Raw genomic sequence first — 13,841 nt, 5'->3', positions numbered from 1 at the left:
GTCAGTGGCCTCCTTTATGATCGCGCCATGTGCGGCGCAGCGGAAGGATAAGCAGGATGACAACACCAATCATGGTCAGCATTGAGTTGGCTGAGGCCCGGCTGATCGACCGGTTGCCCGCCTGATCCGGCGTCAGGTAGTCAAACGTCAGCCACTGCAGTGAGATAACGTAGCCTTGGCTTGAGAAACCGACGATCTCTTCAAATACACGGTAGCTGTCCATCAGGTGGATCATCGATACAAAGATGATCAGCGGCATCAGATGCGGGATGACGATATATTTCAACCGTTGCCAGCGGGTTGCCCCGTCAATAACCGCGCTTTCCAAACTGTCTTGATTAACCGTTTGGAGACCGGCGTAAAAGATGATGGCCGCAAAGGGCGCCACGTGCCAGACGCGGTAGATCATCATCAGGACTTCAATCGTCCAAGCCTGGGCAAACAGGGCTATGTCACGGTTCAGCCACCATTCCATCATCGCAGTCAGGATACCGTCGCCGCGAAACAGCCAATTGATTGACAGAACTCCGATCACCGGAGTGATGATAAAAGGTAGCAGAGAGACGAATATCACCGGGCCACGGATAGAACGCGCGGCATTGTTTATCAGAATGGCAATCCCAAGCCCGCAACCGACCACCAACGGCAGAGTGATCAAAGTAAACGTCAGAGTGAACCGCAGGGCCTTCCAGAAATTGATCGTCGACAGCACATGCCAGCTGCCATCACTTATGGCGCGCCATGCACGGTCAGGTTCCAGAACATTGCGATAGCTTTGCAACCCCACGTACTGGGTTTGCGTGATTATCTCACCATGCTCATCCAGCTTTGGCTGCGACACCTTTTCAGTCACACAGGTCTGGGTCAGGAAACCGGGGGTACAGGTTTCTTTTTCAACCGTCTCATAGATCGGCTGAGTGACATAGAAACTCTGCTTAAACACGCTGACCAGCGGGAACGCGATGAAGAGAAGCATCATAAAGACAGAGGGACCGACAAAAGCAGCAAATGTCCGGAAGTTCATGGCTCTGCCTTTCTAATGGTTCTCGGGGGAAAGGGATGGGAGGGCCGGAGCCCTCCCAAGGGAGGATCAGTTGCTGATCAGACCCGCTTCTTTCGCGGCAGTGACGTAGTCTGCCTCGATATCGGCCAGAGTCGTCTGCGCGTCTTTGGCACCGGTCAGGTAGTCGGCCAGTCCGTTACCCAACGAGGTGTGCATGATGCCCATAGGACCGGAAGCCGGGTAAGCCTTGGCACCGCCTTCAGCGGACGCTGCAGCACCTGCAGCCAAAGGCCCTGCCGAATAGGCCGTGCTCAGCCATACGGCGACATCGTTGTTCGCACTGACCGTATCGGTGTCCATGCCCTCAAGTGCGACGCGGAAGGCAGCATCCGCTTCTTCGTCGCTCATGTTCGAAGCCAGAACAATACCGTCCCACCAGATTGTGGTCGCCGGAACCGCCGATCCCATTGGAGCCGCGGCCATGGTCACCTTGCCAACGACCTGGCTTTCGGCCTCATCGTTCATCGCAGCGGCACGGCTGGCCCACAGGTTCGCCATTGCAATCTTGCCCTGCTGGAACTGCTGTTGCACATAGGTCGAGTCAGAGACCAGGTATTCCGGGTCCATATACTCGGTCATGGCCTTCAATGTCTCAAGCGCTGCTACGCCTTGCTCGTTATTGATGGCAGGCATGTTGCCGTCACCAAAGAACGAACCGCCCTCGCCCAAATACATGTTGACGAACTCCTGACCAAGGTTCCAACCGGTCTTGAACGTCCCACCAATGGGATAGTCCATGACGCCGGCTTCCTTGATCTTGGCAGCTGCGGAAAGAACATCGCCATAAGTCTTGGGCTCTTCGATGCCCAGTTCAGCCAGAACATCGTCGCGATACATCAGGTGCTGAGCGTTCACCATCATCGCGATCGCCATGGTTTGTCCGTCCACCTTGATCAACTGGTTGGGCAGCAAATCCTGTCCGTACTTCTCGACCAGATCGTCCAGCGGACGGATCGTACCGGCGTTGAGCAAAGGCACCAGAGTTGCATTCGAAACACCGCCGATCTGATAAAGCGCTGGATCGGCCGCAAATGCCTCAGGTTGCTTTTCGCGGAATTCCTGGTCCAGCGAAGCGCTGAAGTTGCCGCATTCCGCCATTGCATCGGTGACCGCTTTCCAGGCTTCAAACCCGGCGGACAGCGACTTCAGTGGCACGTCGTTTTCGAAGGCGCATTCCGCCCATGCGCCGGTGGCGGCGATGGACATGGCACCTGCCATAAGGATCGTCTTGAGTTTCATGCGTTTCTCCCTGTCAGGATCGGTCCGTCGTCGACGTCCGGACCGGTGTTAAGCCCGTTTGGGCTGTTTGTGGGGGTGGTCCCCAATCCGAGCACCGCTTTCAGCTTCAAAGAGGTGACAGATTTCTTTCGGCACCGAGAACGAGACAGCCTCGCCAATCTCGGCGCGGTAGGCTTTATCGGCTTTGACCGATACCAGAGCACCGCCGACCCGGACCGAGATCATGGTCGCGTCGCCCAGCAATTCCAGCGTGTAGATCGGCGCTGTGATCTGGCCCTGCCCTTCGGCAAGGCTGGCATCCTCGGCGCGGAAGCCCAGCGTCATAGGACCGTCTGGGGCATCCACTGGGATTTCGACGTGTTCGGCACGGAACATTCCACCTGATACGTTGCCATCCATTAAATTCATCGCGGGTGAACCAATGAAGCTGGCCACAAACGTGTTCGCCGGCATGTCGTAGATTTCCGTGGGGCTACCCACTTGCTGAACCACGCCTTGTTTCATCACCACAACGCGGTCGGCCAAGGTCATGGCCTCAATCTGGTCATGGGTTACATAGATGGTGGTGACGGCCAGCTCATGACTTAGATTTTTGATCTGCGCCCGGGTGGAAACCCGCAGTTTAGCATCCAAATTTGAAAGAGGCTCGTCCATCAGGAACACGTTGGGTTCGCGCACAATGGCACGGGCGAGTGCCACACGCTGCCTTTGACCACCTGACAATTCGGCAGGCTTACGATGCAGAAAATCGTCCAGCTCAACCATCGCGCTGGCGCGGCGCACTTTCTCGTCATGGGTCGACGGGTCGATGCCGCGCACTTTCAGCGGAAAGCGGATGTTTTCATATACGTTCATGTTCGGGTAAAGCGCATAGCTCTGGAACACCATCGCAACGTCGCGGTCCTTCGGCTCCAGATCGTTGATTACATTGCCGTCGACCAGGATTTCGCCCTCGGTCACGTCCTCAAGACCTGCGATCATCCGCATCGTCGTTGTCTTGCCGCAGCCCGAGGGGCCGAGCAATACCAGAAACTCGCGATCAGCAATGGTCAGGTCGAAATTGTGAACCCCAACGAATGAGCCCCATCGCTTGCCGACGTTCCGCAATTGAATTTCCGCCATGGTGCCCCCTGCAAGGAATCATTTTGCATACGTTTGCAAAACTGTAATTCGCATACGTCAATTCAGGCAAGACTTTTTTGCATACGTATGCAAAACTGACGCAAATACCCGACTCAACCCGGCTTCGTGCCTCTCGTAAAACTTTGATCACAATGGCAAATACCGTGACCTTTCAGACAGAAAAAAAACTCGTCTCTGCGTTTCACACCGCGTTGGATTCCGCGACAGAACAAGAAATCCCGAAGGTAATGAGCCAATACTGCGCCCCGGATCTGAAGTGGCGCGGCTTTCACCCATTCAACGAAATCAATGGCGCCGAACAGGTTGCCGGGCAGTTCTGGCAACCACTAAAGAGCAGCCTGACCCGCCAGCAGAACCGTGTAGATATCCTGTTTGCGGGGCAAAACTCGCTGCGGGACGAGGCCGACGCCTGGGTCGTGTCCATGGGGCATTTGATGGGGCTGTTCGATCGCCCGTGGCTGGGCATTCGCCCAACTGGCAAGCTGGCATTCCTGCGCTATTGCGCGTTCTACAAGGTCGCCGGTGACAGGATTGTCGAAACAGCGATGTATTTCGACATACCGCACCTGATGGTGCAAGCCGGGCAAAACCCGTTCCCTCCGCAAACCGCGACGCATTTGGTGCAACCCGGACCAAGACCCCATAACGGCCTGCTGCAGAACACACAACCTGCTGAAGAAGGCGAAAAGACCCTGGCGGTCATCAACGCGATGATCTCGGATCTCGGCCAATGGGACAGTGGGTTGTCGCTTGAGGATGAATTGGCCCAAACTTGGCACCAAGACATGATCTGGTGGGGACCCGAAGGGATCGGCGCGACCTACACGATAGAACGCTATGCCAAGCAGCACTCAGGCCCGTTCCGCGCCGCCTTCTCGGACCGATCAAAAACCAATCATGTCTGCCGCATGGCCGAGGGGCATTATGGCGGGTTCTTTGGCTGGCCCAACTTCACGGCCACTCCGTCCGGCGGGTTCATGGGTATGCCCGCAACTGGTAAACCCGGCGAATTCAGGGTGATCGATATCTATCGCCGCGCGGGTGACAAACTGGCGGAAAACTGGGTCTTCATCGACTTGCTGCACTTCTGGAATGGGCAAGGCGTCGACATTCTGGCCCGAACCACAGAGGTCGAAACGCCATGAGGATAGATGCGCATCACCACCTGTGGGACCTGTCTGCAGTGACCTACCCCTGGCTCATGGAAAAGGGCGTCGCTCGTTTCTTTGGCGACCCCTCCCCCATTCAACGAAACTACTTGCTGCCGGAATTTCGCGCAGAGGCCGAAGCCGAGGGTTTCGGCGCTTCGGTACATATTCAGGTGGGCGCGGCTGACCCCTGGGCCGAAGCGCAATGGGTGCAATCAGTTGCCGACCAGTTCCCGGACTGGCCCTTGGTGCAAGTGGCCTTCTGCGATCTGACTGCTGATGATCTGGACAAACAACTCGACCGGCTTCAAACCCTGCCGTCAGTACGTGGCGTTCGTCAGATTATCGGCCGTGCTCCGGGCGAAGATGCCTCAACTGGAACGAACTCGCTGCTAAAAAACCCAGAGTTTTTGGCTGGGCTGAAGCAACTGGGCCGCCGCGGTCTTTCCTTTGACCTTCAACTACTGCCTGAACTTATGGGTCAAGCTGCAGATGTCCTTGCGCAAGCTCCGGAAACCCAGACGGCGTTGTGCCACGCAGGTTCACCGTATGACCGGACTCCGCCAGGTTTGCGAAAGTGGGCTGACGAATTGACCGCATTGTCAAGCCTTCCGCAGGTCTATTGCAAACTCTCCGGCCTTGGAATGTTCGATCACAACTGGAGCGCAGAAAGTGTCGCGCCTATCGTTTCAAATTGCTTGTCTCAATTTGGCAGCGATCGCTGCATGTTCGGATCGAATTTCCCAGTTGATAGCCTAACATCAACTTTCAAAGATCTTGTTTCCTGTCACCAACAGAACATCTCAAAATCGGACCATGACGACGTGTTTCATATCACCGCAAAACGCTTTTATCGTTTTGAAGAATGAAAAAACGCATAAACCGAAGTTTTTGGCACCACTTTCTGATGGCTTCTTTGCAAATGCGGCGGATGTCTACTGTCCGCCGTAAGTTCTGAATGCAACGAACAACTTTCGGCTGCCCTTCCAAATGGGTTTTAGCATGTTGCAAAGTACACAATATATGACGCGAGTTGAGTGTACGTAGAATTCGAGAACGAGTGCTGTTGGCCCGCCGCAATGCAACAGTTTTGCCTATCACGTACAAATCTCTTGACGGTAGGCTACTGGCGCGGCTTGCCGCGCTCAGTGCCATTAGGTTGCGACGAGAGATACTTCGTTGTCCGGCGAGTAAGTGTCCCAGATGTTCCAGTGTCCGGTCGTTGGTGTCGGGTTGTTGATTATTGGAACATCGAGCACGGTGGGCTTGCACCGTCCACAAACCAATATACCGCAGGTAAATCTGACCGTTCCGTTTAACCCTCGAGGGTATTGGGGCTTATATATTATAAGGTCTATTGTGTGAGGTTCTCATCCAAATCGGGCGTCCGAACCAGTCCTCGCAAAATTCTGTTACTCTTCGCGGGCAATGATCATTGGTTCCCTTGCCACTAATCTTCCCGCAACAGCTCAACTATTTCATCAAGTTCCGCGCGTCGCCTCGATGAATGCGGAAGGGTTATCATCAGCGACCGGCCTGTTTCGCAGGCCTGCGCCGATACACGCACCAAATGCCCGGCCTTCAGCGCAGGCTCGATCAAGCATCCATGCGCCATCAAGGCACCGGCCCCGGACTTGGCCTCTTCGACTGCAAGACCGTAAAGCGAATATTTCGGCCCTTTGGTAGGATCGCTGATAATTGTCCCCGTCTCCTCGGACCACCGCCGCCAATCGTCCTGCCATGTCTGATCGTGCAGCAGCGGGGTGGTTTCAAAGTCGAAACGCTCGACCAGTTCTGGCGCGCAAACCGGGAAAATGACATCCTTCGCGACTACAATTTGATCAGCCGCCCCATCAGGATCGGCAATGAAGACCGAAAGATCAAACAGATCACGCGATAGGCGAGGCGGTGTTTCCATGGCCGTTACCGAGAACTTCATGTCCGGCCAAGTGTTTCGGATGCGCCCCAAACGCGCCGGCAGCCAAAGTTGCGCGACCGAAGGCAGGGCGGCGATGTGGATCTCAACGCTCGGGCTCAGGTTCCGCAGGTTCTGCGTTGCGGCGGCAAGCTGATCGAAGGCCAGGGTGAAATCACTGGCCAAGTGGCGCCCAGGCGCGGTCAGCTCAACCCCTTGCGCGTTTCGCCGGAACAGCGTCACGTCCGCCCAAGCCTCAATCGTTTTGATGTGTTGCGAAATCGCACCGGGAGTGACGCTCAGCTCTTCGGCAGCAGCTACGAAACTGCCCAGCCTTGCTGCAGCTTCAAAAGCGCGGAGTGCGTTGAGAGGTGGCCCTTTCGGGCGTCTTGGTAGAACAGCCATTGTCTTAGACTCAGTTTTTCTACGCCAAGAAATAGCAATTCTGATTTGCGATGTCGCCCCATTTGTTCAATCTGGTGACAAGCAGGAGGTCACAGACATGACAATCACACACCGAAACTGGGTCCCGGATCAGTGCGAAACCCGTGTTCAGCAAATCGCCGCCAAGGCGTCTCAGGCCGCGTCTGATGAGCTGATCAAACGGATCGGCGATCTTGCGACGCGGAACCGCGATATCCACGAGCAAGAGTGTTTCAACCTTAACCCGGCAACAAATGTGATGAATCCAAGGGCCGAGGCCCTGTTGTCATCCGGCATCGGGTCCCGACCATCGCTGGGCTATCCCGGCGACAAGTACGAGATGGGGCTGGAAGCTATTGAAGAGATTGAAGTGATTGCCGCCGAGCTTTGCGCCGAGATCTTTGAAGCCAAATTCGCCGAAATCAGGGTGCCGTCAGGCGCGATTGCCAACCTCTATGGGTTTATGGCGACCTGCAAGCCGGGCGATACAATCATTGCACCGCCAGCCTCGATTGGTGGGCACGTGACTCATCACCTTGGGGGGTGTGCTGGGTTGTTTGGTCTGCGCACGATTGAGGCGCCAACGGATGGTGACGGCTATACGGTCGATCTGGATCAGCTACGCGCGTTGGCGCTGAAAGAACGGCCCAAGCTGATCACTATCGGGGGCAGCCTCAATCTGTTCGAACATCCCGTAAAAGAGGTCCGGCAGATCGCTGACGAGATCGGGGCCAAGGTCATGTTCGACGCCGCCCATCAATGCGGGATCATCGCAGGCAAAGCGTGGTGCAATCCTTTGGCCGAGGGCGCGCATTTCATGACGATGAGCACTTACAAAAGCCTGGGCGGCCCCGCCGGAGGTTTGATCGTCTCAAATGACGCGGAGATTGCGCAAAGGCTCGACGCGATTGCCTTTCCGGGCATGACGGCAAACTTCGACGCGGCCAAGTCTGCAGCATTGGCCGTAACAATGCTGGACTGGCGCGACTTCGGCAAACAATACGCGGCCGAAATGATCTCGATGGCGCAAGCGCTCGCAGAACGATTGGACACTCGTGGCGTTCCCGTCTTTGCGGGTCGGGAAGGATTTACCAACTCGCACCAGTTTGCTGTGTTGGCAGACTCTTTTGGCGGCGGGCAAGCGGCGTCCAAAACGCTGCGCCGCGCTGGGTTTCTTGCTTGCGGAATTGGGCTGCCTGCACCCGAAGTGAAAGGGGACATGAACGGCCTTCGGTTCGGGACGCCTGAACTGGTCAGATGGGGGATGACGTCTCAGGACGCTGATCGGTTGGCGGCATTGATCACCTCTGGATTGGCAGGAGCGGATATCGCTGCCGAGGTTGCAGAGTGGCGGCAGAGTTTTTCGGAACTGCATTTCGTACACTGACGGCACGATGGGTGCTGTCCATGGCGCTTTCGTCGCGCCCGTGTGATTACGCCCTTCGCATCGTATATGGACGCGGGCCGACCGTATGGCCCGCGTTTTGGTATTTCACATTGCCAGATCCGGTTGGTTCCGAGTTATCTCATACGTTCTGGTTTGACCGGATCGGGTCACCTGCAAGATCAACTTCTGGGCATTTTCGAACCGTTCGAAATACGCAAACCGGATATTAGCCAGCGCTGTAATATCCTGGCACTGAATAAGGTAGTCGGCCAGAAAGTCGCTATGTTGATCTTGATCAGCAGACTCGTTGGTATTGTCCTGCCCCAATCCTTCACCCGTAAGTGTGACATTGGCCGACGCGGTAACGCATCCGGCCTCTTCCGGCAGCACAAACAAGCCCAAAGGTTTGGACAGGTCTGATACCGCAACCGCCACCTGCGCGCGATCGTCATCGGTTTCGGCCGGGCCTTCAAAACCGATAATGTCTGCAGAAGGCACATTGAGGGATAAAGAAAATGCCTGATCAGAAAAGGCGATATTCACATATCCCGTACCATGTTTATGGGCAGGGCCTTGCACTTGCGATAGAACAATCGCCGGTGTCAGCATCAAAGCAATGGCTGCACATTTCATAAACAAAGTACCACCCAACAAGGAATCACACAGTCCATTCTAATGTGATTAAAACCCCGTGCAATCGCGGCTTCGGCTCACCTACCCCGCTAATTATGGGGAAAGGGTGCGACATATATTTCCGACAATAAGACTCAGGTTGACTTACCTTACTAATTCACTCAGTTTTTGGCGCGTGCGCGTCGCTGAAGCGGCGCTAGTGAGTTTTTTCTGACAGGAAAGTGTCACCTCCATGACCAAATTTTTTGCCGCCACCAGCGTATTGACCCTTGGGATCGCGACAGCAGCATTTGCCGAAACCCCCGCGAAGATCGACGTTCTGACCACCTACGCGAACATCGCCGAAGCCAAATATGACGACAGCCTGATCACGGCAAAGTCGCTGCAGGCCGCAGTAAACGCGCTGATCGCTGATCCGTCAGACGCCACACTAAACGCAGCACGCGCTGCATGGATTGCTGCACGTGTTCCGTACCAGCAGACCGAGGTTTACCGTTTTGGCAACGCGATCGTCGACGACTGGGAAGGCAAGGTAAACGCATGGCCGCTGGACGAAGGGCTAATCGACTATGTGGACGCAGCCTATGGTGGTCCAACTGACGAGAACGAATTCGCCGCACTGAACGTCATCGCCAACCCGACGTTCGAGCTGTCAGGCAAAACCATCGACGCCAGCGAAATCACCCCGGAACTGCTGGGCGAGCCCCTGCACGAAGCCGACGGAATCGAAGCGAATGTTGCCACAGGCTACCACGCGATCGAGTTCCTGTTGTGGGGCCAGGATCTGAACGGCCATGGCGCGGGCGCAGGCGACCGTCCGTACACCGATTACGTTCAGGGTGACGACTGCACAAACAGCAATTGCGACCGCCGTGCACAATACCTGAGCGCTGCGACTGACCTGCTGGTCAGCGATCTGGAATGGATGGCGGCGCAATGGGCCGAAGGTGGCGAAGCACGCGCAGTCCTGACTGCCGACGAAATCGCAGGCGTCAGCGCCATTCTGACCGGCATGGGTTCACTGTCTTATGGTGAGCAGGCCGGTGAACGCATGCGCCTTGGCCTGATGCTGAACGACCCCGAGGAAGAACATGATTGCTTCTCGGACAACACACATAACAGCCATTACTACGATGGTCTCGGCGTTCAGAACGTCTATCTGGGCAGCTACACCCGCATCGACGGCACTCCGGTTTCAGGCGCATCGCTGTCGGATCTGGTGATCGCCAGCGACCCATCTCTGGACGCGGAGATGAAGGTGAAACTGGCCAACACCATGCAGGCTCTGGGACGTCTGAAATCAACCGCGGAAGCCGGATTTGCCTATGACCAGATGCTGGAACGCGGCAACGAAGGCGGCGAAGTGCTGATCATGGGCGGCGTTAACGGCCTGGTCGATCAGACAAAGACGATCGAGCGCATTGTGACCACGTTGGAACTTGACCAGATCGTGTTCGAAGGTTCGGACAGCCTGGACAACCCAGACGCGGTCTTCCAGTAAAATACAAGGTTCGCGCCAAACGGAGGCGGCAGTTTCACACCGCCTCCAAATCTTGTGAGGTACCTTTGATCTGTTGCCTCTGGACGTTTCTAAATTAACTTACTAATACAGTAAGAAATACAACTCAGAGCCCTGATTGCTATGATCGTATGCCACTGCACAAACATCTCGGATCACGATATCCGCGCAGCTATCGACTGGATGCGCACGTCTGATCCTTACGCGGTCATTACAACTGGTAAAATCTACCATGCCCTTGGAAAATCAGCAGATTGTGGCGGGTGCATGCCGCTTTTTCTAGACTCGATGCGCTCCAGCGATAAGTTGGAGGTCCCGATGCAGCTTCGCGCACTTCGCAGCGAGGTAACACAGGACAATGCAGATGAAGGGCGACCCCAAGGTCATAGAATATCTCAACAAATCTCTGCGGCATGAACTGACGGCGGTCAGCCAGTATTGGCTGCATTACCGCCTGCAAGAGGATTGGGGCCTCGGTCACATGGCCAAGAAAAGCCGCGAAGAATCCATCGAAGAAATGGAGCACGCGGACAAACTGATCGAGCGAATTATTTTCCTGGGCGGTCACCCGAATTTGCAACAACTTGACCCGTTGCGCATCGGCCAGACCCCAAAAGAGACGTTGGAATGTGATCTGGCCGCAGAGGTCGACGCCCGGGCCTTGTACAAGGAAGCGCGCGAATACTGTCAGAGCGCTGGCGACTACGTCACTATGTCTCTGTTTGAAGGATTGCTGGCGGATGAGGAAGGCCATATCGATTTCCTCGAAACGCAGCTGGACCTGTACGAAAGGATTGGCGAAGCCAATTATGTGCGACTCAACGCATCGAAAATGGACGAAGGCGAGTAAGCTTGCCCTTTTGCCGGTGGCCGCGCTTGCGGCTACCCAATCCCTGTCGGCAGAGCTGCGGGATCTTCACCTCAACTACCTTCCCAGAACTGAAGACGAACAAGCAAGGATTGCGCGGGTTACCGCCGCGCCTGTCGAATTCAGCGCGCCTCAGCGCTTTGAAGAGCTGCCAGGTGGGGCCGCAACTGTCCGCGCGCGCATCGACGCAGATGCGTTCTCGCAGCCCTCAGGCAACCTGAGTTTCGAGCAGGAGCTGGACTTCAAAGTCGGCAACGGCCTGTTCAAGAAGATCTGGGTGTCTTCCCCGTCTTCCACGTTGGCCTCAGATGGGTTGGGGCCGCTATATAACGCACGATCCTGTCAACGCTGTCACATCAAAGACGGGCGTGGGCATACTCCCAACGGCCCCGATGACAACGCAATTTCGATGTTCCTGCGCGTGTCTATCCCTGGAACTCCCGAGGACGGATACGCAGAGATCGAAGACTACTTCGCCACCCGTCCCGAACCGAATTACGGCAGGCAAATGCAGGATCTGGCCCTTCCCGGCCACCCGGCAGAGTACCGGCTTGATATCACTTACGAAGACGTTCCCGTCACTTTGTCGGATGGGGAAACCGTCACTTTGCGGCGTCCTACCTACAAAGCTGCCGATCTGGGTTATGGCCCTTTGCACCCTGACGCGATGATCAGCCCCCGCGTGGCTCCGCAAATGATCGGCCTAGGCTTGCTCGAGGCGATCCCGGTAGAAGACCTGCTGGCGAATGCGGACCCGGAAGATGAGGATGGCGACGGAATATCCGGCCGGCCTAACATCGTATGGGCAATTGAATATGGCGCGCCGATGATGGGCCGGTTTGGTCATAAGGCGGGCATGCCCACGATCATGGAGCAATCCGCTGCAGCCTTTGCCGGTGATATCGGTATTTCCAGCCCCCTCTATCCGGCAGCGCACGGCGATTGCACCACTTCGCAGGTCGATTGCGTGAACGCGCCGCATGGTGATGGCGACGACCGGACCTTTGAAATTGATCAGGTTGGCATGGATCTGGTCGCCTTCTATAGCCGCAATCTGGGTGTACCGGCCCGTCGGAATATGGACGATCCTCAGGTGTTGCGCGGAAAGCAGGTGTTCCACGACACCGGGTGTGCATCGTGCCACACGCCCTCATTCGTGACGCATCGTATGGAAGACCGTCCAGAGCATAGCTTTCAGCTGATCTGGCCCTATTCGGACCTGCTGCTGCACGATATGGGCGAAGCGCTTGCCGATAACCGGCCCGAGGCCCGCGCCACGGGTCGTGAATGGCGCACACCGCCACTTTGGGGGATCGGACTGACCCAACAGGTATCGGGCCATACGCAGTTTCTGCATGATGGGCGGGCGCAATCGTTGCTCGAGGCGATCCTGTGGCACGGCGGTGAGGCGCAGACAGCGCGTGACACGGTCGTCGGGATGCCTAAGCCTGACCGCGATGCCCTTATCCGTTTTTTGGAAAGCCTTTGACCCATGCGCGCCTTAGCACTTGCTCTTTCCCTGACATTGCCTCTGGGCGCCAACGCACAAGATCGCGGGCCGATCCTGTCCGACGCCATCGAGGCTCATATCCTACCCGGCTATTCCGCCCTGTCAGAATCCACCAACGCTTTGGCCGATGCTGCGCAGGCGGATTGTGACCCGAACTCGACCCAGCTTCGCAATGCATACAACGACGCGTTTGACGATTGGATTTCGGTTAGTCATCTGCGCTTTGGCCCATCCGAAGTCGAGGACCGCGCCTTTGCATTAGCGTTTTGGCCCGATACCAAGGGATTCACCCCTAAAGCACTGTCCAGCCTGATTTCTGCTGAGGATACAGCCATTCAATCCCCGGATGCCTTTGCGGAAACCTCCGTGGCCGGCCGCGGTTTTTTCGCGCTGGAACTGATGCTCTACGATCCGCGCTTCACCGATCTGGGCAGAGCCGAGTATCGCTGCGTGCTGATGCAGGCCATAACCGCAGACATCAACTGCAATGCCGGGGCAATTGATGCAGATTGGGCGGACTACGCACGCGCATTGGCAAACCCGGGTGAGAACAGTCCGTACCGGTCTGAAGACGAAGCCATGCAAGAGCTTTACAAGGCCCTGACGACCGGTCTGGAATTCACCGCCGAAACCCGCCTTGGTCGCCCATTGGGAAGTTTCGACCGTCCCCGCCCCAAACGCGCCGAGGCGCGGCGTTCCGAACGTTCGTTGCGCCATGTGGAGTTGTCATTGATCGCTTTGCGTGACCTGGCCGCGCGTCTGTCGGCAGATCACCCGGAAATCGCCGCCGATCTGGATGACGCATTCGCCGCCGCCATCGATCGGGCGCAGTCGCTGGACGATCCGGCATTTGCCGGGGTGGCAACCCCACAGGGAAGATTCCGCGTTGAGGCGCTACAACAATCCATCAACGATATCCGCGCCATTGCCTCGACCGAGCTTAGCCCCACGCTGGGCATCAATGCCGGGTTCAACTCATTGGACGGGGATTGA

The 13,841-nt window shown here is 56.4% G+C and carries 13 protein-coding genes; 8 read left to right on the top strand and 5 right to left on the bottom strand.

Annotated elements, in window-relative coordinates:
- Position 1 precedes the first annotated feature (1 nt).
- From AC2FJF_RS10925 to AC2FJF_RS10915, 3 genes are all read right to left on the bottom strand, one after another.
- Entirely contained in the window at positions 2-1,024 is a 1,023-nt protein-coding gene (locus tag AC2FJF_RS10925; RefSeq protein ID WP_496725433.1) for a carbohydrate ABC transporter permease, read from the bottom strand.
- A gap of 66 nt (positions 1,025-1,090) precedes the next feature.
- Positions 1,091-2,302 carry an ABC transporter substrate-binding protein gene (locus AC2FJF_RS10920; RefSeq protein WP_108859138.1) on the bottom strand — a complete coding sequence of 404 codons (1,212 nt, stop codon included), beginning with the start codon at positions 2,300-2,302 and terminating at the stop codon, positions 1,091-1,093.
- 48 nt (positions 2,303-2,350) lie between these two features.
- Positions 2,351-3,424, bottom strand: coding sequence for an ABC transporter ATP-binding protein (locus tag AC2FJF_RS10915; RefSeq protein ID WP_496725431.1), 1,074 nt, complete (start codon positions 3,422-3,424; stop codon positions 2,351-2,353).
- Positions 3,425-3,576: 152 nt separating this feature from the next.
- Between AC2FJF_RS10915 and AC2FJF_RS10910 the strand changes: the two genes are divergently transcribed.
- Both AC2FJF_RS10910 and AC2FJF_RS10905 read left to right on the top strand, forming a co-directional pair.
- The gene (locus tag AC2FJF_RS10910) at positions 3,577-4,590 is read left to right on the top strand and encodes a nuclear transport factor 2 family protein (protein WP_496725429.1); all 1,014 of its coding nucleotides are present in this window, start codon (positions 3,577-3,579) and stop codon (positions 4,588-4,590) included.
- Positions 4,587-5,462, top strand: coding sequence for an amidohydrolase family protein (locus AC2FJF_RS10905; RefSeq protein WP_496725427.1), 876 nt, complete (start codon positions 4,587-4,589; stop codon positions 5,460-5,462). The genes AC2FJF_RS10910 and AC2FJF_RS10905 overlap by 4 nt, the downstream gene beginning before the upstream one ends.
- Positions 5,463-6,043: 581 nt before the next feature.
- Here AC2FJF_RS10905 and AC2FJF_RS10900 read toward each other — a convergent pair.
- Positions 6,044-6,913 carry a LysR family transcriptional regulator gene (locus AC2FJF_RS10900; RefSeq protein WP_496725425.1) on the bottom strand — a complete coding sequence of 290 codons (870 nt, stop codon included), beginning with the start codon at positions 6,911-6,913 and terminating at the stop codon, positions 6,044-6,046.
- Positions 6,914-7,010: 97 nt separating this feature from the next.
- Here AC2FJF_RS10900 and glyA point away from each other — a divergent pair, with 97 nt between their 5' ends.
- Positions 7,011-8,318 carry a serine hydroxymethyltransferase gene (gene glyA / locus AC2FJF_RS10895; RefSeq protein ID WP_496725423.1) on the top strand — a complete coding sequence of 436 codons (1,308 nt, stop codon included), beginning with the start codon at positions 7,011-7,013 and terminating at the stop codon, positions 8,316-8,318.
- Positions 8,319-8,423: 105 nt separating this feature from the next.
- Here glyA and AC2FJF_RS10890 read toward each other — a convergent pair whose 3' ends face one another.
- Positions 8,424-8,951 (bottom strand): ZrgA family zinc uptake protein, encoded by a 528-nt coding sequence (locus AC2FJF_RS10890; protein WP_496725421.1) that lies wholly within the window; start codon positions 8,949-8,951, stop codon positions 8,424-8,426.
- 232 nt (positions 8,952-9,183) lie between these two features.
- Here AC2FJF_RS10890 and AC2FJF_RS10885 point away from each other — a divergent pair, with 232 nt between their 5' ends.
- The 5 genes from AC2FJF_RS10885 to AC2FJF_RS10865 all read left to right on the top strand — a co-directional run bounded on the left by AC2FJF_RS10885 (position 9,184) and on the right by AC2FJF_RS10865 (position 13,841).
- Positions 9,184-10,452 carry an imelysin family protein gene (locus AC2FJF_RS10885; protein ID WP_496725412.1) on the top strand — a complete coding sequence of 423 codons (1,269 nt, stop codon included), beginning with the start codon at positions 9,184-9,186 and terminating at the stop codon, positions 10,450-10,452.
- Positions 10,453-10,593: 141 nt separating this feature from the next.
- Positions 10,594-10,887, top strand: a complete 294-nt coding sequence (locus AC2FJF_RS10880) for a (2Fe-2S)-binding protein (RefSeq protein ID WP_496725410.1) — start codon at positions 10,594-10,596, stop codon at positions 10,885-10,887.
- Positions 10,835-11,320 carry a bacterioferritin gene (gene bfr / locus AC2FJF_RS10875; RefSeq protein WP_496725408.1) on the top strand — a complete coding sequence of 162 codons (486 nt, stop codon included), beginning with the start codon at positions 10,835-10,837 and terminating at the stop codon, positions 11,318-11,320. Before AC2FJF_RS10880 ends, bfr begins: the two co-directional genes overlap by 53 nt.
- On the top strand, positions 11,280-12,827 hold the full coding sequence (locus tag AC2FJF_RS10870) for a di-heme oxidoreductase family protein (RefSeq protein ID WP_496725406.1): 1,548 nt from the start codon (positions 11,280-11,282) through the stop codon (positions 12,825-12,827). The genes bfr and AC2FJF_RS10870 overlap by 41 nt, the downstream gene beginning before the upstream one ends.
- Positions 12,828-12,830: 3 nt before the next feature.
- Positions 12,831-13,841, top strand: a complete 1,011-nt coding sequence (locus AC2FJF_RS10865) for an imelysin family protein (RefSeq protein ID WP_496725405.1) — start codon at positions 12,831-12,833, stop codon at positions 13,839-13,841.

This window comes from Ruegeria sp. CDSB013 (genome assembly GCF_059611165.1).
The sequence above is the reverse complement of the archived record's forward strand: the minus strand, read 5'-3'. Positions and strand labels throughout refer to the sequence as shown.